Origin of the sequence: Pseudomonas sp. 44 R 15 (assembly GCF_900004965.1) — a bacterium.
In the GTDB taxonomy this organism is placed as follows: domain Bacteria; phylum Pseudomonadota; class Gammaproteobacteria; order Pseudomonadales; family Pseudomonadaceae; genus Aquipseudomonas; species Aquipseudomonas orientalis_A.
Window position 1 is genome coordinate 1 of record NZ_CVTU01000099.1, and the last position, 18,310, is coordinate 18,310.

Consider the following 18,310-nt stretch of genomic DNA (forward strand, 5'->3'; position numbering starts at 1 on the left):
GGCGGCGCCCTGCAAACCGCACGCAGCTACGGCAGTCGCCTGCTCGGCAAGATCAAGGGCCAGCGCGAGCTGACCGTCGACGACAGCGTGCTGCGCCTGCTCGCCCTGCGCCAGCGCCAGTTGGTCAAGGCCTTGAACCTGCGCGGCCATGCGGCCATGCACAGCATCAAAGTCGACACGCCCCAGGACAAGACCTGGCGCGAAGGCAAGCTGCCGGACGCATTGAACAGGGCCCGCGCCTATCCGCAATGGTCGTCGCTCAACCCACACCCCAAGTTGAACCAGGCCGAGCGTCAGGCGCAAATCCAGGCGCTGGCTCAGCGGCTGGGCGCGTCCTGATCGGCCAATAGTCGCAGGGCCTTGGCCTTGAGCACTTCAAGGTCCAGCAACGAGATGTGCATTTGCTTGGCCTGTTCGTCCCAATGGCGCATGCGCAGGCTGATGTGACAGAGCGGGTCCTGCTCGAACGCCTGTGCTTGCTGCGCGGTCATCACACCTCCCTGATACGCCAGCGTGCGGCGGCTGGCCTCGCTCAACTGTGCGTAATAGTCCGGCTGCTTGAAGGTCAGGTAACGCTTGGCTTGTACGTGATATTCCACCAACTTCGCCATGCGTTCGCTGAAGCCTGCACGGCGCAGGTAATCTGCGCCAAGCCGCTCATGGCTGAGCACGCCATACCCACCCATGCCCTCGCCACCCTGCCCACAGAGGTGGCCGATATCGTGGAAGAACGCCGCCAGCACCACTTCATCGTCAAAGCCTTCGGCCATCGCGAGCTGCGCGGCCTGGGACATGTGCTCGATCTGCGACACCGGCTCGCCGATGTAATCCGCCGTGCCATGGCGTTCGTACAGGCCGAACAGCTCGGCAAGCAAGCGCTCCCGAGTCATCACTCAGGCCCCCACACTGTGGTGATATTTCGCTCGGCCATCGCCGGGCCAACGCTCATGCCCACACCGGTATGCATCAACGCGGCGCTGATGCCCGCAGCCGCCTGGACAAATGAAAACGGCGCGGGCCCACGCGAGCCATACACACCCTGCCAACGCTCCACCACCTGGATCTTGCAGCCCAGGGTCTGCTCGGCCAGTTCGATCAGCCAGTCATCGACCTGTTCGGCGTTGAAGGGCGATGCATCGCTGCCGTAATCATGGGAATCGCCGATGATCAACTCGCCATGGGGCGTGGGGCTGATCAGCAGGTGAATCCCGTGCGCCTGCAAGTACGGCGTTTCGCGCAGGATCTGCGCCTGTACCGCGGCGGCCTCGGGCAAGTCGGCAAACGCACCGTAATGCACGCAACTGAGGCCGGTCAGCAGCGCATGTTGCAGGTTCAGGTCATGCGCCGGCCGTGCCCGCAGCATTTGCAGGCGGCAGACTTGCGGGTTGAGTGCGGCCATCGAATCGGCCAGCAGGGTCTGGTAGTCGTGACCGGAACACACAATGATCTGCTCGCCGCGAAAACGCCCCGCCGTGCTGTGCAACTGGCCCGGCTCGACGTCATGCACCAAGGTGGAAAAGTGAAACTCCACGTTCAGCGCTTGCGCCAGGTAGTTGATCAGCGCCGGAATCGCTTCGCGTGAATAGAGTTGCTGGTCGTCCCTGCCATGCAGCGCGGCGCGGTGATGGCGGAACTGGCCGGCGTACAGGTCATTCAAGGCCGCGCCTTGCAGCAGCTCGACGTTGTAGCCGTGCTCGCGGGCACGCCCGCGGCAAAAGGCTTCGAGCAGATGCGCTTCGGCTTCGGTACGGGCAAACAGGTAGGAGCCATTGCGCTTGAGCGCAAGGCCGGCCACCTGCGCCCAATGCCCCCAGATAGCGCGGCTTTCCCTTGCCAGGTCGAGCATCGGCCCCGGCGGTTGGCCGGTGACCAGCGCCTGGCCGAAGTTACGCACCGACGCGCCCAGGGGCGTGGCGCTGCGTTCGAAGACCTTGACCTTGAGGCCGCGCTTGGCGGCGGCGTAGGCATGGGAGAGGCCGAGGATGCCGGCGCCGACAATTAACAGATCACTACTCATACCGTCCTCTCGTTCCCACGCTCCGCGTGGGAACTCATCCAGTGACGCTCTGCGTCACGACGTTCAAGAGCGGACGCGGAGCGTCCAGAGCGGCGTTACCACGCGGAGCGTGGGAACGATCGGTTACTGCTTTTCCGACTTCCCGTCATAACGCTTGCGCCACTCAGCCAGAATGCTGTCGCGATGCTTCGACGCCCACACAAAGTCGTTCTTGATCAACCGCTGCTCGTAATCGGCGGGCAATTCAGTCTGCGGTTTGGCGATCCCCGGTTGGGCGAGCACGGCGAAATTGTCCTTGTACAACGCCATCGCCGCCGGGCTTGCAGAGAAGTCCGCCAGTTTTTTCGCAGCCTCGGCATGGGTCGTGCCCTTGATCACCGCGGTGGCTTCGATGTCCCAGCCCAGGCCCTCTTTGGGCAGGATGATGTCCAGCGGTGCGCCCTGGCGCTTCAACTGCACGGCCGGGTACTCAAACGAAATCCCGATTGGGAACTCACCGGATGCCGCCAACTTGCACGGCTTGGAGCCGGAGTGCACGTACTGGCCGATGTTCTGGTGCAGGTCATCCATGTACTGCCAGCCCTGCTTCTCGCCGAAGGTCTGCAACCAGGCGCTCACGTCCAGGAAGCCGGTGCCGGAGGAGGCCGGGTTGGGCATCACGATCTTGCCCTTGTACTCAGGCTTGGTCAGGTCCTGCCAGCTCACCGGCTTGGTGAGGCCCTGCTTTTCGGCTTCGACGGTGTTAAAGCAGATGGTGGCGGCCCACACGTCCATGCCGACCCAGGCCGGCGGGTTGGCGGCGTCGCGGTAGTTTTTGCCGATCTTGTCCAAGTCTTTCGGGGCATAGGTATCGAGCATGCCTTGCTGGTCGAGTATCGCCAGGCTGGAGGCGGCCAGACCCCAGACCACGTCAGCCTGCGGGCGGTCTTTCTCGGCCAGCAGTTTGGCGGTGATGATGCCGGTGGAGTCGCGCACCCACTTGATCTCGATGTCGGGGTTGGCCTGTTCGAAGGCCTTTTTGTAGGTCTTCAACTGTTCGGCTTCGAGGGCCGTGTACACGGTCAGCTCAGTCTTGGCGAAGGCATTCAGGCTGAATGCAGTGAGTACGGCAGCGACCAGCGCCAGGGGCTTGAACATGGAATACCTCCTTTGAAGGATCATTGCCCGGGCGCGGTCTGGCGCCAGGCTTGGGAGCGGCGCAAGGCGCCACGTGAAGCCCACGCCAGCAGCAACGAAACGCTGCCTGAGGTGAACAGAATCAGGGTCGACATGGCCGCCGCACCGCCCACATTGCCGGCGTCGTCCATGTTCAACACGGCGACGGCGGCGAGGATGGTGTCGGGGCTGTAGAGAAAGATCGCAGCGGAGACGGTGGTCATTGCCGACACGAACAGGTAACGCAGAATATCCAGCAGCGCGGGCAGGCAGATCGGCACCGTCACTTTCAGGTAATGGCGGTAGAGCGGCGCCTTGAGGGACAACGCGGCGGCTTCGAATTCGGCGTCCAGTTGGCGCAGTGCGGTGGTGGCGGTCATTTGTGCGGTGGTCAGATAGTGAGCAATGGTGCACACCACCAGCAGTGCCATGCTGCCGTAGAACACATGCAGCGGGTTGCCGCCGAGGTTGAAAAAGAACACATAGCCCAGGCCAAGCACCAGGCCCGGCACGGCCATCGGCACAAAGCTGAGCAGGCGCAGGGCCAGGTTCAGGCCCTTTTGGCCCTTGGTTTTTTCCATCAAATAGGCACCGGTGAAGATCAGCACACTGCCGATCAGCGCCGTGCACAGTGCCATGGTCAGGCTGTTGCGATAGGCCAGCCAACCGCCACCGGCGGTGTCTTCGAACTGATAGTGGTTGAGCGACAGCGACAGGTTATAGGGCCAGAATTTGACCAGCGAGGAATACACCGCCATGCCGAACACCAGCAGCAGGGCCGCGCAGATCAGCAGCACGATGGCCAGGTAGCAGCCATCCCTTGGACGCGACGGCAGCGGCTGAAAGACCTGGGCACGGCCGCTCATGGCATCACCGTGACGGCGGCGCAACCACGCATCCACGCCAAAGCTGAACAGCGCCGGCAACAGCAGCACCATGCCGATCAACGCGCCGCGCCCGAATTGTTGCTGACCGACCACGGCCTTGTAGGCTTCCAGGGCCAGCACCTGGTAGTCCCCACCCACCACCACCGGCACGCCGAAGTCGGTGATCGTCAACGTAAACACCAAACAGAACGCCGCGAACACCGCCTGGCGCGTGGCCGGCCAGGTGATGCTGCGAAACGCCCGGGCGGGGCTGGCGCCCATGCTGGAGGCTGCGTCGAACAAGCGCGCATCCGCCAGCGACAATGCGGACAGCAGAATCATCAGGGCGTGTGGGAAGGTGTAAATCACTTCGCCCAGGACAATGCCCCAGAAGCCGTAGATATTGTCCGAGAGCAACCCACGCAACAGCCCCTGGTTGCCGAACAGGTACACCAGCGCGATGCCCGGCAACATCGAGGGCGCCATCAACGGCAGCAGCGACACGCCGCGCCAGATCACCTTGCCGGGAATCAAGGTGCGCTGCAGCGCGTAGGCAAACAGATAGGCCAGCGGTACGACGATGGCGGCTACGCTCAGGGAGACTTTCAGGCTATTGCCCAGCAACCAGTGGAAATTGGCGCTGGTCAGCAATTCACGTGCGGCGATCAGGCCGCCGCCCTGCCCAGCTTCGCTGCTGAAGCCACGCCAGAAGATCGCCAGCAGCGGCAGCAGCACCGCCACCACCAACAGGCCCAGCCAGAGCCATTTGCCGCCGACCACGAAGAGGCGGTCACCCCACCCGGCGCGGGCCGCCTGACGCGGCAGCGGCACGCTCATGATCGCAGCCATCTCAGGCAAACACCTGCAGGCTGCGCGGCGGCAACGCCACCCAGATATCCTGGCTGCCCAGGCGCGGCATGTCGTGTGGTGCAAGTTCGGCCAGCAACGCGTGGCCCGGCAGCTGCGCCAGTTCGAAGCTCATGCGGCAGCGGTTGCCCAGAAACGTGATCTCGCGCACCTTGGCCGCAAACAGGTTTTCTTCATGCACCGGCGGATTCACGCTGATGGCTTCCGGCCGGCAGAACAGACGACCGGAGGTGGCCATGCCGGCGTCGTCGGCCAGGCGCATCTTCAGCCCACCGACCTGGGCGTGGCTGGCGCTGTTGCGGCTGAACGGCAACCAGTTGCCCTGGCCGACAAATTCCGCCACGAACGGCGTGGCCGGGCGGTCGTAGATGTCTTGGGGCGTCGCGTATTGCTCGACCTTGCCGTTGTTCATCACGGCGATACGGTCGGCCATCAGCATGGCTTCGTCCTGATTGTGGGTAACCATCAGCGTGGTGATGCCCAGGCGTCGTTGCAGTTGGCGCAGTTCGGTGCACAGATGCTCGCGAACCTGGGCGTCGAGGGCCGACATCGGTTCATCCAGCAGCAATAACGAAGGTGCCGGCGCCAGGGCCCGCGCCAGGGCTACCCGCTGCTGTTGCCCGCCGGACAATTGGCCGGGGTATTTCTTTTCGCTGCCGAGCAGGCCGACCAGTTCAAGCATCTGCCCGACACGCTTGCGTACCTCATCGCGACCGCTGCCGGTAAGGCCGTAGCCGATGTTCGCTTCTACGGTCAGGTTGGGAAACAGCGCGTAGGACTGGAACAGGATGCCGTAGTCCCGCGCCTGGGGCGGCAGCCGGGAAACATCGCGGTCACCCAGGTAAATTTCGCCGCTGTCCTGGTGCTCAAGGCCGGCGATGCAGCGCAGCATGGTGGTCTTGCCGCAGCCGGACGGGCCCAGCAGGCACACCAGCTCGCCGGCGGCGACATCCAGCGACACGTTATCGAGCGCGGTAAAGGCGCCGAAACGTTTCTGGAGACCGCGCACCTTCATCGGTGCGCCGGGGTGGGTCAGGGCTGTGTTCATGGTGGCGCCTCATCGATCGGATGAAGGCCATGCTAGGGGGGGAATACTTCGCTGATGTGGCAGAAGGGCAAAAGGGCGTGATAGGGGTATTGGTGGATTTGGGTTGGGCTCTTGGAGGTGAGCATGATCAAGCGGGACGCGGAGCGTCCCGGGAGGCGTTACCACGCGGAGCGTGGGAACGATCAAATTGGCGACATTTCCTGGGCAAGGCCAAGGAAAGCCGCCGGCAGCCGCGCACCTTTGCGCTCCTTGAGGCAGTACAGATACTCCGGAATCTGCGGCGCATTCTCAAGGGTCAGCACCTTCAGCTGCGGATCATGGGGCACTTCCTGCCGCGCAATGATGCTGATGCCGATATTGCGCAGCACCGCCTCGCGGATCGACTCACGACTGCCGATTTCCAGCAGCGGCCCGTAGCTGACGCCAGCGCCCTGGAGCATGTCTTCCGTCAGTCTGCGGGTGGTGGACCCCGCCTCACGCATCAGCAGCGTATGCCCGGCCAGCGCAGTCAACGGCACATGATCAAGCCTGGCCAACGGATGGTTGCGATGCACCGCCAATACCAGAGGATCAGTGCCGAGCACACGACGCACCAGGCGCGCGTCCTCCAGCAATTGCGACGAGGCGGCGACGTCGACACGGTAGTCGTCCAGCGCTTCGAGCACCTGCTGGGAGTTGCCGATTTCCACCGACACTTCCACTTGCGGCAGGCGTTCGCGAAAGGCTTTGACCAGATCGAGGATGTAGTACGGCGCCGTCGCGGCGATCCTCAGCGCGCCTTGAACCTGGCCATTGTTACGCAGGAAAAACTCGATATCCGCTTCCTGCTGCAACAGCGCCTTGACCATCGGCAACAACCGCGCGCCTTCATCGCTCACCGTCAGACGGCGACCGCCACGGTAGAACAGTTCAACGCCGTATTGGCTTTCCAGGTTGCGAATCTGGGTGGTGACCGTGGGCTGGCTCAGGCCGAGTTTTTTCGCCGCCTGGGTGATGCTGCCCAGGCGGGCGACCTTGTAAAACGCCTTCAGCTCAGCACTCAGCACACCGCCCTCTCATCGTCTACTTGCGCAACAGGCGCAGGCCATTGAACACCACCAGCAGGCTGACGCCCATGTCGGCGAACACCGCCATCCACATGGTCGCCATGCCGAGGAACGTGACCGCCAGGAAAATCGCCTTGATCACCAGCGCCAGGGCGATGTTCTGCTTGAGGATACTCGACGTTTGCCTGGAGAGCCGGATGAATGCGGGAATCTTGCGCAGGTCATCGTCCATCAATGCCACGTCGGCGGTCTCGATCGCGGTGTCGGTGCCCGCCGCAGCCATGGCGAAGCCGATTTCGGCACGGGCCAGGGCCGGGGCGTCATTGATGCCGTCGCCGACCATGCCGACGCGGTAGCCCTGGCCGTAGAGCGTTTCAATCGCTTGCAGCTTGTCGGTGGGCAACAAGTCGCCCCGGGCCTGATCGATACCGACTTGAGCCGCAATCGCCTGGGCGGTGTGGGTGTTATCGCCGGTCAGCATCAAGGTCTTGACGCCCAGGTCGTGCAGTTGCCGGATGGCTTCGCGGCTGCTGTCCTTGACGGTGTCGGCCACCGCGAACAAGGCCAGTGGGCCGGACTTGTCGAGCAGCAACACCACGGACTTGCCCTGTTTTTCCAGGGCGAAGAGTTTCTCCTCCAGCGCCGGCGAGCACAGCCCGAGGTCTTCCACCAGACGGTGGTTGCCCAGATGGTAGGTTTCGCCGTTGATGTCACCGCGCACACCACGCCCGGGCAATGCCTCGAAGTTATCCACAACGTGGGACGGCAGGTTTTTATCCACCGCCGCGTTGGCGATGGCCAGGGACACCGGGTGGTCGGAACGCCCCGCCAGACTCGCGGCCAGGGCCGGCGCGCTGTCCTGCACGGTGTCGAACAGCGGCACATAGTCGGTTTGCACCGGCTTGCCGTGGGTGATGGTGCCGGTCTTGTCCAGGGCCAGGTAGTCGAGCTTGTAACCGCCCTCCAGGTACACGCCGCCCTTGATCAGGATGCCTTTGCGCGCCGCCGCCGCAAGGCCGCTGACGATGGTCACCGGGGTGGAGATCACCAGGGCGCACGGGCACGCGACCACCAGCAACACCAGGGCGCGGTAGATCCAGTCGAACCAGACGCCCGCCATGAACAGCGGCGGGATGACGGCCACGCCCAGGGCAAACAGGAACACCGCCGGGGTGTAGATTTTCGAGAAGCTGTCGACAAAACGCTGGGTCGGTGCCCGGGCGCCCTGGGCCTGCTCCACCGCGTGGATGATCCGCGCCAGAGTGGAGTTGTTGGCCGCTGCGGTCACTTTGTATTCCAGGGAGCCGGCCTGGTTGATCGTACCGGCGAAGACTTTATCGCCCACGGTCTTCTCAATCGGCAGGCTTTCACCGGTGATCGGTGCCTGGTCGATGGTGGATTGACCAGCAGTCACCTCGCCGTCCAGGCCAATGCGCTCGCCGGGCTTGACCCGCACAATGGCGCCAAGATCAATGCTTTTGACCTCCTGCTCCATCCAGGAACCATCAGCCTGCCGCACCGTGGCCTGTTCCGGGGTCATCTGCATCAAGCCGCTGATGGCATTGCGCGCACGGTCCAGTGACTTGGCTTCGATCAACTCGGCCACCGTAAACAGGAACATCACCATCGCCGCTTCCGGCCACTGGCCAATCAGCACCGCGCCGGTCACGGCGATACTCATCAGTGCGTTGATGTTCAGGTTGAGGTTTTTCAGGGCAATCCAGCCCTTTTTGTAGGTGGTGAGGCCACCGCTGAGGATCGACACCAATGCCACCAGGGCGATCACCCAGGTCGGTGCAATGCCGCTGAAATGCAGGACCTCGGCGCCCAACGCGCCCACGCCCGACACAGCCAGCGGCCACCAGTGCTTCTTGGCAGGCGGGGCGGCAGCAGGCGTGCCTTCTTCAATCGGGTCGGCCTGCATGCCGATGGATTTGATCGCGTCGATGATCGGCGCAGTGCTCGGCAAATCGTGGGTGACGCCGAGGATGCGGTTGATCAGGTTGAAGTCCAACTGCTGCACGCCGGCAAGCTTGCCCAGTTTGTTCTGGATCAGCGTCTGTTCGGTAGGGCAGTCCATCGCTTCGATGCGAAAGGTGCTCAGGCGCGAGCCGGCGGTGGGAGCGTCGCTCAGTTGCACCCGCGCAGGTGCCGGAGCGCCGGAACAGCAGGCGCCGCCGTGGTCATGCACCGGCTTGAGCGTGTGCTCGCTGTGATCGTGATCGTGGTCGTGCTTGTGCGGGGTGTGGAGGGAATCGCTCATGGTGTCGCGTCCGGAAAGGTGCCTGTTGCCAAGTAAAGACCCTGTAGCCACTATAGGGTCAAGCACCCATTTGGAGATTGCTGCGATGAAGATCGGCGAACTGGCCAAACTCACCGACTGCCCGGTGGAAACCATCCGTTATTACGAGAAGGAAGGCCTGCTGCCACCCCCCGCACGCACGGACGGCAACTACCGCGTGTACACCCAGGCGCATACCGAGCGGCTGATCTTTATCCGCAACTGCCGCAGCCTCGACATGACACTGGAAGAAATCCGCAGCCTGCTCAGCCTGCGCGACAGCCCCCAGGACCAGTGCGAAAGCGTGAATGCGTTGATTGATGAGCATATCCACCATGTAAAGGCGCGGATCGATGGGCTGCTGGCGTTGCAGGAGCAATTGCTGGACCTGCGCCAGCGCTGCGGGGGTGGGGAGCCGTGTGGAATCCTGCAGCAGTTGGAAGTCAGCGGAGGGATTGCGGCCAGCGAGGCCGAGCCCTCGCACGTGGGCAGAAGCCACGGCCATTAGCCTCAAGTGAACACAGATCAAAATGTGGGAGGGGGCTTGCCCCCTCCCACACTTTTACCGAGACAGGCTTTAGATCGCGACTTCAGCCTTGATGCTCGGATCCGCGTCATAGCCAACGATTTCGAAGTCTTCGAACTTGTAGTCGTAGATCGATGCCGGTTTACGCTTGATCACCAGTTCCGGCAGCTTTTTCGGCGTGCGCGCCAGCTGGGTGCGGATCTGTTCCATGTGGTTGCTGTAGGCGTGGGTATCGCCGGTGGTGACGATGATCTCGTGGGGGATCAGGTCGCACTGCTGCGCCAGCATGTGGGTGAGCAACGCCAGCGCGGCGGTGTTATAGGGCAGGCCGAGGAAGACATCGGAGCTGCGGATGTACAGCTGCATCGACAGGTGGCCGTCGTGCACGAACGCCTGGTAGAGCAGGTGACACGGGGGCAGCGCTTGCTTGCCGTTACGCGCGTTTTCCTGGGGGCTCTTGGTTTCGTCCGGCAGGTATTCGACGTTCCAGCCGTGGAACAGGATGCGGCGGCTGTTGGGGTTGGTCTTGAGCGTGTGAACCATATAGTCGATCTGGTTGATCGTGCCGCCGTCCTTGGTGGGCCAGGCGGTCCACTGCTCGCCGTACACCGGGCCCAGGTCGCCGTCTTCGGTGGCCCATTCGTCCCAGATGCGCACGCCGTTTTCGTTGAGCCACTTGATGTTGGTGTTGCCGCTCAACATCCAGATCAGCTCGTTGGCGATGCTTTTGAAGTGCAGCTTCTTGGTGGTCAGCAGCGGGAAGCCGTCGGCCAGGTTATGCCGATACTGGCGGGCGAACACGGCCTTGGTGCCGGTGCCGGTACGATCGCCCTTGGTCAGGCCATTGGTCACGACGTCGTGCAGGAGTTCGAGGTATTGCTTCATGTGATTACCCGTATCGTTGAAGCCAGGACCTCCTGGTCCTGGCATTCGAATTTAAAGCGCGGCGTTCTTCAGCGGTTGCGGACGGTTGTATGCCCACCACAACAGGCCCAGGCCCGCCAGGATCATCGGAATACTGAGGACCTGGCCCATGGTCAGCCAGCCCCACGCCAGGTAGCCCAACTGCGCATCCGGCACCCGCACGAACTCGACGATAAAGCGGAAGATCCCGTAGAACAGCGCGAACATCCCGGAAACCGCCATGGTTGGGCGTGGTTTGCGCGAAAAGAGGTAGAGGATGAGGAACAGTGCCACACCTTCCAGGGCGAATTGGTACAGCTGCGACGGATGGCGCGGCAGTTGCGCCGGGTCGCTGAACGGCGGGAACACCATGGCCCACGGCACGTCGGTGGGCTTGCCCCACAGCTCGGCGTTGATGAAGTTACCGATGCGCCCGGCGCCCAGGCCGATGGGCACCAACGGTGCGACGAAGTCCATCAACTGGAAGAACGACTTGCCGTTGCGCCGGCCGAACCACCAGGCGGCGATCATCACGCCGACAAAGCCGCCATGGAACGCCATGCCACCCTTCCACACCTCGAAGATCAGCGTCGGGTTGGCGATATACGCCGACAAATCGTAAAACAGCACATACCCCAGGCGCCCGCCGACGATTACCCCCATCGACATCCAGAACACCATGTCGGAGAGCTTCTCCTTGGTCCAGGTCGGGTCGAAACGGTTCAGGCGCCGGGAAGCCAGCAGCCAGGCACCGCCGATGCCGATCAGGTACATCAACCCGTACCAGTGGATTTTCAGCGGACCGATGGCCAGGGCCACCGGATCGATCTGCGGGTAAGGCAGCATTGCGACTCCTCGTTAAACATTTAGTCATGACGCATCGGACCATGCCGATGCGCGATTAAGCCTGCGTTACAGCTGCGAGATCAAATTAAGAAGTTCACATACACACCCAACGGCCCGGCATGTTAACGGATGGAAGGTGCGCGGCCCAACTTCGTTGCGATGGAACGCTCGCAGTTGTGTGGGTAGAGTGAGGAAAAACACATAAGGGATCGCCCGATGTGCCTGATTGTCTTTGCCTGGCGGCCGGGCCATGCCCAGCCGCTGATCGTCGCGGCCAACCGCGATGAGTTCTACGCCCGGCCCAGCCTGCCCCTGGCGCAATGGCCGGATCTACCCCAGGTCTATGCCGGTCGCGACCAGGAAGCGGGCGGGACCTGGCTGGGGGTTAACGCCGACGGGCGCTTTGCCGCACTGACCAATATCCGCGACCCGCACCAGCCACCGTCACGCAAGTCCCGTGGCGAACTGGTGGCGCGTTTTCTCAGTGGTTCGCTGTCGATTGACGATTATCTGGCCGATGTTAATGGCCGCTCGATTGAATACGCCGGGTTCAACCTGCTGGTAGGCACACCGGACCAACTGTGGCATTACAACGCCAACGAGACCACGCCGACGCGGTTGAAGGCCGGCGTGTACGGTTTGTCCAATGCCGGGCTGGATACGCCCTGGCCGAAGTTGCTCAAGGCCAGGGCCGCACTCGCAGACATCCTCGACGATCCGCAGCCACAGGCGTTGCTGGATATCTTGAGCGACCCGCAGACCGCACCGTTCGCCGAGCTGCCGGATACCGGCGTCGGCCTGGCGACGGAGAGCCTGTTGTCGAGCGTATTTATCGCCAGCCCCAGTTACGGAACACGGGCGAGCACGGCGCTGATTGTGAATGCCGACGGCACGCGGCGGATGGTGGAGCGCAGTTTCGGGCCGCAGGGTGGCAGGCTGGGTGAAGTCGAACTCAATCTTTAATCACACCAAAAATCAAATGTGGGAGGGGGCTTGCCCCCTCCCACATTTTTGATCAGCGCATGTCTCTAGAGAGTCTTGGCAGAAGCCGGATTGATCATCCGCGTCAGCCCCAGATTCTTCAGCGCCAATTGCAGCGAGCTGTGGATAACCTGCGGGTTGTCGATGGTCATCAGCTCGGCCAGCAAATCCTTGGCCATGCTCAATTCAACCTGGCGCAGCATCCACTTCACTTTCGGCAAGTTGGTGGCGTTCATCGACAGGCTGTCAAAGCCCATCGCCATCAACAGCACCGCCGCCGCCGGGTCGCCGGCCATTTCCCCGCAGATACTCACCGGCTTGCCTTCGGCATGGGCGTCGCGCACGACGTGTTGCAGCGCTTGCAGCACGGCCGGGTGCAGGTAGTCGTAAAGGTCGGCGACCCGTGGGTTGTTGCGGTCCACGGCCAGCAGGTACTGGGTCAGGTCGTTGGAGCCCACGGACAGGAAGTCCACCTGCCGCGCCAGCTCCTTGGCCTGATACACCGCCGCCGGAATTTCGATCATCACGCCAATCGGCGGCATCGGCACGTCGGCGCCTTCGTCGCGCACTTCGCCCCAGGCGCGGTGGATCAGGTGCAGGGCTTCTTCCAGCTCGTGGGTGCCGGAGATCATCGGCAGCAGGATACGCAGGTTGTTCAGGCCTTCGCTGGCCTTGAGCATGGCGCGGGTCTGCACCAGGAAAATTTCAGGGTGGTCGAGGGTGACGCGAATACCGCGCCAGCCGAGGAAGGGGTTGTCTTCCTTGATCGGGAAATACGACAGTGACTTGTCGCCGCCGATATCCAGGCTGCGCATGGTCACCGGCAACGGATGGAAGGCTTGCAGTTGCTCGCGATAAATCGCCAGCTGCTCCTTCTCACTCGGGAAACGCTGGTTGATCATGAACGGCACTTCGGTGCGATACAGCCCTACCCCTTCCGCGCCGCGCTGTTGCGCACGGGCCACATCGGCCAGCAGGCCGGTGTTGACCAGCAGTGGCACACGGTGGCCGTCGATGGTCACGCACGGCAGTTCGCGCAATGAGTCCAGGCCCAGCGCCAGCTGTTTCTCTTCCTCGACCACCTCGGCGTATTGCTTGCGCAGCAATTCGCTGGGGTTGGTGAAGACTTCGCCGCGATGGCCATCGACGATCATGTCGATACCATCCACTTTGGAATACGGCAGGTCCACCAGGCCCATCACCGTCGGGATGCCCATGGCACGGGCCAGGATCGCCACGTGGGAGTTGCCCGAACCCAATACAGAGACCAGGCCCACCAGTTTGCCCTCAGGCACTTCGCCGAGCATGGTGGCGGTCAGTTCTTCGCTGATCAGGATGGTGTTGTCGGGGTAGACCAGGTTGGTGGTGCGGTCTTCCTGCAGGTAGGCGAGCAGACGGCGACCCAGGTCGCGTACATCCGAGGCACGTTCGCGCAGGTAGGCGTCGTCCATCATTTCGAAACGGTTGACGTGATCGGTGACCACCTGGCGCAGTGCGCCCTGGGCCCACTGGCCGGTCTTGATCACGGTCTTGACTTCGTTACCCAGGGACGCGTCGTCCAGCATCATCTGGTAGACATCGAACAGCGCACGCTCTTCGGGGCGCAACTGGGTCGCCAGCTTGGTCGACAGGTTGCGCATGTCGGCGCGCACGCCTTCCAGGGCGGTCTTGAACAGTTTGATCTCAGCGTCGATGTCATCGACGGTCTTGTCCGGCACCACGTCGAGGTCGGCCGGTGGCAGCATGACCACGGCGGTACCCACGGCGGCACCCGGCGAACCCGGCACGCCGACGAACTTGGCTTCCTGGATGCCCTTGCCCTGGCGCCCCAGGCCGCGAATCGAGCCGGTGGCCTCGGCGTGGGCGATCACCCCGGCGAGCTGCGCGCTCATGGTCACCAGGAAGGCTTCTTCACCTTCGTCGAACTGACGGCGTTCTTTCTGTTGGATGACCAGCACGCCGACAACGCGGCGGTGGTGAATGATCGGCGCACCGAGGAACGAGGCGTAGCGTTCTTCGCCGGTTTCGGCAAAGTAGCGATAACGCGGGTGATCGGCCGCATTTTCAAGGTTCAGGGGTTCTTCACGCGTCCCCACCAGGCCCACCAGACCTTCATTGGGCGCCATGCTGACTTTGCCGATGGAGCGCTTGTTCAAGCCCTCCGTGGCCATCAGCACAAAACGGTTGGTCTCGGGGTCCAGCAGGTAAACCGAGCAGACCTGGCTGCCCATGGCTTCCTTGACGCGCAACACAATAATCCCCAACGCCGCCTTGAGATCCTTGGCGGAGTTAACTTCCTGGACGATCTTGCGCAGCGTATTGAGCATGGCTCGGGGTCGAACTCCGTCGTCAGTCGCGCGATAAAAGGCGCGGGGCAAGCTCTTTGAGAGCGCGACGATAAACCTCGCGCTTGAATGTCACCACCTGGCCCAGCGGGTACCAATAACTGACCCAGCGCCAGCCATCGAACTCCGGTTTACCGGTCAAATCCATCCGCACCCGCTGCTCATTGGAGATCAGGCGCAGGAGAAACCACTTCTGCTTCTGGCCGATACACAGCGGTTGGCTGTGGGTACGCACCAGGCGTTGCGGCAAACGATAGCGCAACCAGCCACGGGTACAGGCCAGAATTTGCACATCTTCGCGCTCAAGGCCGACTTCTTCGTTCAACTCACGGTACAAGGCGTCTTCAGGGGTTTCATCGGGGTTGATCCCACCTTGAGGAAACTGCCAGGCATCTTGGTTGATTCGGCGAGCCCATAGCACCTGTCCGGCATCATTCGTGAGAATAATCCCGACATTAGGACGGAAACCATCGGGGTCGATCACGGCAACAACCTCGCAAACGCATATCACCGCATTGTTCCACAAAGCTTCCTCCAGCGGCAACGAGGCTTCTTACCTTATGTGCACTCTTGTGAAAAGACCGTATTCTGGACGCCTTTTTACAGACTTTTCAGCGAGTAACTGCAATGCGCCTGGCTTTATTCGACTTGGACAACACCCTGATCGGCGGTGACAGCGACCACGCCTGGGGCGATTACCTGTGTGAACGCGGGATTCTCGATGCGGTGGCCTACAAGGCCCGCAACGACGAGTTTTATCAGGACTACCTGGCCGGCACGCTGGACAACGCCGCTTACCTGAACTTCTGCCTGGAAATCCTCGGCCGCACCGAAATGGCTCAGCTGGACGAATGGCACAACGACTATATGCGCGACTGCATCGAGCCGATCATCTTGCCCAAGGCGCTGGAACTGCTGGCCAAACACCGCGCCGCCGGCGACAAGCTGGTGATCATCACCGCCACCAACCGTTTCGTCACCGCGCCGATTGCCGCACGCCTGGGCGTTGAAACCCTGATTGCCACCGAATGCGAGATGGAAAATGGCCGCTACACCGGACGCAGCACCGATGTGCCGTGCTTTCGCGAAGGCAAGGTGACGCGTTTGAACCGTTGGCTGGAGGAGACCGGGTATAGCCTGGAGGACAGCTACTTCTATAGCGACTCGATGAATGATTTGCCGTTGCTGGAGCAGGTGACACACCCGGTGGCGGTGGACCCGGACCCCAATCTTCGTGCTGAGGCTGAACGGCGCGGCTGGCCGGTGATTACGCTGCGCAGTTGACCCCCCCAACCCTGTAGGAGCGAGCTTGCTCGCGAAAAACCTGAGAGCGCCGCGTGCATCCAGGATACCCGCGTCATCGTTGACGTTCTTCGCGAGCAAGCTCGCTCCTACACGGGCTTGGCCCCCATGAGCCCGGCAATCGCCACAAACCCCACCAGGCTCACCATCGCCAGCACCACAGTGAAATTCAGGCTGCCACCCTCGCCTCTACGCAAGCGATTAAGCCGCGCCACCAGCCAGAACCATGCCAGCGCCGCCACGGTATAGAGAATGCTGGAGCCCAGAATCCAGGTTTGCCCCAGCGGCCAGCCAGTCAGGTGCACCAGCCACCAACCGGTGAACGGCATGCTGAGCAGGCAAATGCCCATCAGCAGCCACACAAATGCCCACGGCCGTTGCACAGTCACCGCCGGCCCGGCGCTGCGCTTGCGCCAGGCCAGTACCGCCAGGCCGAGGCCGCTGAGCAGCAGCAATACGGTGGCGGCGATGTGGATAACCTTGAGGGTGGTCAGCGTTTCCATAGTCTCGATTCCTTGAAGGCCGCTCAGTCAGCTTAGTCGCTCAACCGAGGAACAACTGGTAGGCCGGGTTTTCGCTTTCATCCCAGTACGGGTAGCCGATTTCCGCCAGGGCCGCCGGCACCAGGTGGCGCTCGTCCGCCGGCACTTGCAGGCCGGCAACCACACGGCCATCGGCCGCGCCGTGGTTGCGATAGTGGAACATCGAGATATTCCAGCGCCCGCCCAGTTTGTTAAGAAAGTTGAACAACGCCCCCGGCCGTTCGGGGAACTCAAAACGAAACACCAGCTCGTCGCTGACCTTGGCGGCGTGACCACCCACCATATGGCGGATATGCAGCTTGGCCAATTCGTTTTCGGTCAGGTCCAGCACCGGGAAACCCTGGTCCGTGAGGCTTGCGATCAACGCACTGCGCGGATCGTTTTCCGGGTGGGTCTGCACGCCGACGAAGATGTGGGCCTCGCTGCCGGTGTGATAGCGGTAGTTGAATTCGGTAATCTGGCGCTTGCCCACCGCCTCGCAGAACGCCTTGAAGCTGCCCGGCTTCTCGGGAATGGTCACGGCGATGATGGCTTCGCGGCCTTCACCCAGCTCGGCACGTTCGGCTACATGGCGCAGGCGGTCGAAGTTGACGTTGGCGCCCGAATCGATGGCGACAAAGGTCTTGCCGCTGACGCCGCGGGTCTCGACGTACTTCTTGATCCCGGCGACGCCCAACGCACCGGCCGGCTCGGTGATGGAGCGGGTGTCGTCGTAGATGTCCTTGATCGCTGCACAGATTTCATCGGTGCTGACGGTGATCACTTCATCCACATAGTCTTTGCAGATGTCGAAGGTGTGCTGGCCGATCTGCGCCACCGCCACGCCATCGGCGAAGATGCCCACGGTCGGCAACACCACACGCTCACCGGCGGCCATCGCCGCTTGCAGGCAGTTGGAGTCGTCCGGCTCGACGCCGATGATCCTGATCTCCGGACGCAGGTATTTCACGTACGCCGCGATACCGGCGATCAGCCCGCCGCCGCCCACCGGTACGAAGATCGCATCCAGCGGCCCGGGGTGCTGGCGCAGGATTTCCATCGCCACCGTGCCCTGCCCGGCAATGGTGTGCGGATCATCGTAGGGGTGAATGTAGACGTAGCCTTTTTCATCGACCAGCTTGAGCGAATAGGCCAGCGCCTCCGGGAAGGAATCGCCGTGCAGTACCACTTTGCCGCCACGGGAGCGCACGCCTTCGACCTTGATTTCCGGCGTGGTCTTGGGCATCACGATGGTCGCCTTGACCCCCAGCACCTTGGCCGCCAGGGCCAGGCCCTGGGCATGGTTGCCCGCCGAGGCGGTGACCACGCCGCGTGCGCGTTCTTCGGCACTGAGCTGGGTCAGTTTGTTGTAGGCGCCGCGAATCTTGAACGAGAACACCGGCTGCAAGTCTTCGCGCTTGAGCCAAATCTGATTGCCCAGCCGCTCGGAAAGCTGGCGGGCAGTCTGCAAGGGTGTTTCTACGGCAACGTCGTAAACGCGCGAGGTGAGGATCTTTTTGACGTAGTGTTCAAGCATCGGCAGGCATCTACTTCGGGGGTTGGGCAGGACCACGGAGTCTAACCCGGCTTTTGGCCGGGAGACCAC

General features: G+C 62.4%; 17 protein-coding genes. 4 read left to right on the plus strand and 13 right to left on the minus strand.

Annotated features, from left to right (window positions below; all coding sequences use genetic code 11):
- Positions 1-339: DUF3482 domain-containing protein (locus BFP93_RS16195; protein WP_141687978.1), on the plus strand; the 339-nt coding region annotated here is incomplete at its 5' end.
- Here BFP93_RS16195 and BFP93_RS16200 read toward each other — a convergent pair.
- From BFP93_RS16200 to BFP93_RS16230, 7 genes are all read right to left on the minus strand, one after another.
- Complete coding sequence (locus BFP93_RS16200; protein WP_065893861.1) at positions 318-890, minus strand: phosphonate degradation HD-domain oxygenase; 573 nt, start codon at positions 888-890, stop codon at positions 318-320. The genes BFP93_RS16195 and BFP93_RS16200 overlap by 22 nt on opposite strands.
- Positions 890-2,017, minus strand: a complete 1,128-nt coding sequence (locus BFP93_RS16205; RefSeq protein WP_065893862.1) for a TIGR03364 family FAD-dependent oxidoreductase — start codon at positions 2,015-2,017, stop codon at positions 890-892. The genes BFP93_RS16200 and BFP93_RS16205 overlap by 1 nt, the downstream gene beginning before the upstream one ends.
- 123 nt (positions 2,018-2,140) lie before the next feature.
- Positions 2,141-3,154 carry a putative 2-aminoethylphosphonate ABC transporter substrate-binding protein gene (locus BFP93_RS16210; RefSeq protein ID WP_065893863.1) on the minus strand — a complete coding sequence of 338 codons (1,014 nt, stop codon included), beginning with the start codon at positions 3,152-3,154 and terminating at the stop codon, positions 2,141-2,143.
- Positions 3,155-3,174: 20 nt separating this feature from the next.
- The gene (locus BFP93_RS16215; RefSeq protein ID WP_065893864.1) at positions 3,175-4,887 is read right to left on the minus strand and encodes a putative 2-aminoethylphosphonate ABC transporter permease subunit; all 1,713 of its coding nucleotides are present in this window, start codon (positions 4,885-4,887) and stop codon (positions 3,175-3,177) included.
- Between the two features lies 1 nt (position 4,888).
- A complete protein-coding gene (locus BFP93_RS16220; protein ID WP_065887074.1) occupies positions 4,889-5,953 on the minus strand; it encodes a putative 2-aminoethylphosphonate ABC transporter ATP-binding protein in 1,065 nt (354 codons plus the stop codon).
- A gap of 182 nt (positions 5,954-6,135) precedes the next feature.
- A complete protein-coding gene (locus tag BFP93_RS16225) occupies positions 6,136-6,999 on the minus strand; it encodes a LysR family transcriptional regulator (RefSeq protein WP_065887073.1) in 864 nt (287 codons plus the stop codon).
- A 16-nt stretch (positions 7,000-7,015) separates the two neighbouring features.
- The gene (locus tag BFP93_RS16230) at positions 7,016-9,262 is read right to left on the minus strand and encodes a heavy metal translocating P-type ATPase (RefSeq protein WP_065893865.1); all 2,247 of its coding nucleotides are present in this window, start codon (positions 9,260-9,262) and stop codon (positions 7,016-7,018) included.
- Between the two features lie 85 nt (positions 9,263-9,347).
- Between BFP93_RS16230 and cadR the strand changes: the two genes are divergently transcribed.
- Entirely contained in the window at positions 9,348-9,788 is a 441-nt protein-coding gene (gene cadR, locus BFP93_RS16235; RefSeq protein ID WP_065893866.1) for a Cd(II)/Pb(II)-responsive transcriptional regulator, read from the plus strand.
- A 69-nt stretch (positions 9,789-9,857) separates the two neighbouring features.
- On the opposite strand, the gene BFP93_RS16240 is transcribed toward cadR, so the two are convergent.
- Positions 9,858-10,691, minus strand: coding sequence for a thymidylate synthase (locus BFP93_RS16240; RefSeq protein ID WP_065893867.1), 834 nt, complete (start codon positions 10,689-10,691; stop codon positions 9,858-9,860).
- A gap of 51 nt (positions 10,692-10,742) precedes the next feature.
- On the minus strand, positions 10,743-11,555 hold the full coding sequence (lgt, locus tag BFP93_RS16245) for a prolipoprotein diacylglyceryl transferase (RefSeq protein WP_065887069.1): 813 nt from the start codon (positions 11,553-11,555) through the stop codon (positions 10,743-10,745).
- Positions 11,556-11,771: 216 nt separating this feature from the next.
- On the opposite strand from lgt, the gene BFP93_RS16250 reads away from it, so the two are divergent.
- Entirely contained in the window at positions 11,772-12,518 is a 747-nt protein-coding gene (locus BFP93_RS16250; protein ID WP_065893868.1) for an NRDE family protein, read from the plus strand.
- 65 nt (positions 12,519-12,583) lie between these two features.
- Here BFP93_RS16250 and ptsP read toward each other — a convergent pair whose 3' ends face one another.
- Both ptsP and BFP93_RS16260 read right to left on the minus strand, forming a co-directional pair.
- Entirely contained in the window at positions 12,584-14,863 is a 2,280-nt protein-coding gene (gene ptsP / locus BFP93_RS16255) for a phosphoenolpyruvate--protein phosphotransferase (RefSeq protein WP_065887067.1), read from the minus strand.
- 22 nt (positions 14,864-14,885) lie between these two features.
- Positions 14,886-15,365 carry an RNA pyrophosphohydrolase gene (locus BFP93_RS16260; protein WP_053128161.1) on the minus strand — a complete coding sequence of 160 codons (480 nt, stop codon included), beginning with the start codon at positions 15,363-15,365 and terminating at the stop codon, positions 14,886-14,888.
- A 143-nt stretch (positions 15,366-15,508) separates the two neighbouring features.
- Between BFP93_RS16260 and BFP93_RS16265 the strand changes: the two genes are divergently transcribed.
- Positions 15,509-16,165 carry a histidinol-phosphatase gene (locus BFP93_RS16265; protein ID WP_065893869.1) on the plus strand — a complete coding sequence of 219 codons (657 nt, stop codon included), beginning with the start codon at positions 15,509-15,511 and terminating at the stop codon, positions 16,163-16,165.
- 107 nt (positions 16,166-16,272) lie between these two features.
- Here BFP93_RS16265 and BFP93_RS16270 read toward each other — a convergent pair whose 3' ends face one another.
- Both BFP93_RS16270 and ilvA read right to left on the minus strand, forming a co-directional pair.
- Positions 16,273-16,686 (minus strand): DUF2269 family protein, encoded by a 414-nt coding sequence (locus BFP93_RS16270; protein ID WP_065893870.1) that lies wholly within the window; start codon positions 16,684-16,686, stop codon positions 16,273-16,275.
- 40 nt (positions 16,687-16,726) lie between these two features.
- The gene (gene ilvA / locus BFP93_RS16275; RefSeq protein WP_065893871.1) at positions 16,727-18,241 is read right to left on the minus strand and encodes a threonine ammonia-lyase, biosynthetic; all 1,515 of its coding nucleotides are present in this window, start codon (positions 18,239-18,241) and stop codon (positions 16,727-16,729) included.
- Positions 18,242-18,310 lie beyond the last annotated feature (69 nt).

Excerpts from the sequence above, each read along its gene's own strand:
- BFP93_RS16210 (WP_065893863.1), bottom strand. The coding sequence starts at position 3,154 with ATGTTCAAGCCCCTGGCGCTGGTCGCTGCCGTACTCACTGCATTCAGC.
- ilvA (WP_065893871.1), bottom strand. The coding sequence starts at position 18,241 with ATGCTTGAACACTACGTCAAAAAGATCCTCACCTCGCGCGTTTACGAC.
- BFP93_RS16230 (WP_065893865.1), bottom strand. The coding sequence starts at position 9,262 with ATGAGCGATTCCCTCCACACCCCGCACAAGCACGACCACGATCACGAT.
- BFP93_RS16205 (WP_065893862.1), bottom strand. The coding sequence starts at position 2,017 with ATGAGTAGTGATCTGTTAATTGTCGGCGCCGGCATCCTCGGCCTCTCC.
- BFP93_RS16200 (WP_065893861.1), bottom strand. The coding sequence starts at position 890 with ATGACTCGGGAGCGCTTGCTTGCCGAGCTGTTCGGCCTGTACGAACGC.
- BFP93_RS16240 (WP_065893867.1), bottom strand. The coding sequence starts at position 10,691 with ATGAAGCAATACCTCGAACTCCTGCACGACGTCGTGACCAATGGCCTG.
- BFP93_RS16215 (WP_065893864.1), bottom strand. The coding sequence starts at position 4,887 with ATGGCTGCGATCATGAGCGTGCCGCTGCCGCGTCAGGCGGCCCGCGCC.
- ptsP (WP_065887067.1), bottom strand. The coding sequence starts at position 14,863 with ATGCTCAATACGCTGCGCAAGATCGTCCAGGAAGTTAACTCCGCCAAG.
- BFP93_RS16265 (WP_065893869.1), top strand. The coding sequence starts at position 15,509 with ATGCGCCTGGCTTTATTCGACTTGGACAACACCCTGATCGGCGGTGAC.
- BFP93_RS16270 (WP_065893870.1), bottom strand. The coding sequence starts at position 16,686 with ATGGAAACGCTGACCACCCTCAAGGTTATCCACATCGCCGCCACCGTA.
- BFP93_RS16250 (WP_065893868.1), top strand. The coding sequence starts at position 11,772 with ATGTGCCTGATTGTCTTTGCCTGGCGGCCGGGCCATGCCCAGCCGCTG.
- BFP93_RS16220 (WP_065887074.1), bottom strand. The coding sequence starts at position 5,953 with ATGAACACAGCCCTGACCCACCCCGGCGCACCGATGAAGGTGCGCGGT.
- lgt (WP_065887069.1), bottom strand. The coding sequence starts at position 11,555 with ATGCTGCCTTACCCGCAGATCGATCCGGTGGCCCTGGCCATCGGTCCG.
- cadR (WP_065893866.1), top strand. The coding sequence starts at position 9,348 with ATGAAGATCGGCGAACTGGCCAAACTCACCGACTGCCCGGTGGAAACC.